General features: G+C 48.0%; 5 tRNA genes and 2 rRNA genes. All 7 read left to right on the forward strand.

The features are described 5' to 3' along the window. A 23S ribosomal RNA gene (locus tag ORL93_RS30830) occupies positions 1-90 on the forward strand; the annotation flags it as partial. Positions 91-191: 101 nt separating this feature from the next. Continuing rightward, positions 192-307: ribosomal RNA gene (gene rrf / locus ORL93_RS30835) — 5S ribosomal RNA — on the forward strand. Positions 308-311: 4 nt separating this feature from the next. Further along, positions 312-387, forward strand: a tRNA-Val gene (locus ORL93_RS30840). Positions 388-396: 9 nt separating this feature from the next. Beyond that, positions 397-480 (forward strand) — tRNA-Tyr (locus tag ORL93_RS30845). A gap of 11 nt (positions 481-491) precedes the next feature. Beyond that, positions 492-566: transfer RNA gene (locus ORL93_RS30850), tRNA-Gln, on the forward strand. 4 nt (positions 567-570) lie between these two features. Beyond that, positions 571-646 (forward strand) — tRNA-Lys (locus tag ORL93_RS30855). A gap of 15 nt (positions 647-661) precedes the next feature. Next, positions 662-742: transfer RNA gene (locus ORL93_RS30860), tRNA-Leu, on the forward strand. The last annotated feature ends 43 nt before the right edge of the window (positions 743-785 follow it).

Below are 785 nucleotides of genomic sequence, written 5' to 3' on the forward strand. Positions count from 1 at the left end.
CCCTGAAAGATGATCAGGTTGATAGGTTCGAGGTGGAAGCATGGTGACATGTGGAGCTGACGAATACTAATAGATCGAGGACTTAACCATATAATATGAAGCAAATGTTATCTAGTTTTGAGAGAACATAAAAAACTTATTGACTTTTTTAATCAATTAAGTATAATAGTGTTTGTCTCAAGTGAATATAGTCTGGTAATGATGGCAGAGAGGTCACACCCGTTCCCATACCGAACACGGAAGTTAAGCTCTCTAGCGCCGATGGTAGTTGGGGCCTTGCCCCTGTGAGAGTAGGACGTTGCCAGGCAAATGGAGGATTAGCTCAGCTGGGAGAGCACCTGCCTTACAAGCAGGGGGTCGGCGGTTCGATCCCGTCATCCTCCACCATATAATGTCGGAGGGGTAGCGAAGTGGCTAAACGCGGCGGACTGTAAATCCGCTCCTTCGGGTTCGGCAGTTCGAATCTGCCCCCCTCCACCATTCTTAATTAATGGGCTATAGCCAAGCGGTAAGGCAACGGACTTTGACTCCGTCATGCGCTGGTTCGAATCCAGCTAGCCCAGCCATTAAGAGCCATTAGCTCAGTTGGTAGAGCATCTGACTTTTAATCAGAGGGTCGAAGGTTCGAGTCCTTCATGGCTCACCATTTTTTAAAAAATATGCGGGTGTGGCGGAATTGGCAGACGCACCAGACTTAGGATCTGGCGCCTTTGGCGTGGGGGTTCGACTCCCTTCACCCGCACTTTTAATAAAATATCTCATACATGTCTTGCGGAAGTAGTTCA

It is taken from the genome of Bacillus sp. DHT2 (assembly GCF_026241455.1).
Taxonomy (GTDB): domain Bacteria; phylum Bacillota; class Bacilli; order Bacillales; family Bacillaceae_G; genus Bacillus_A; species Bacillus_A pseudomycoides.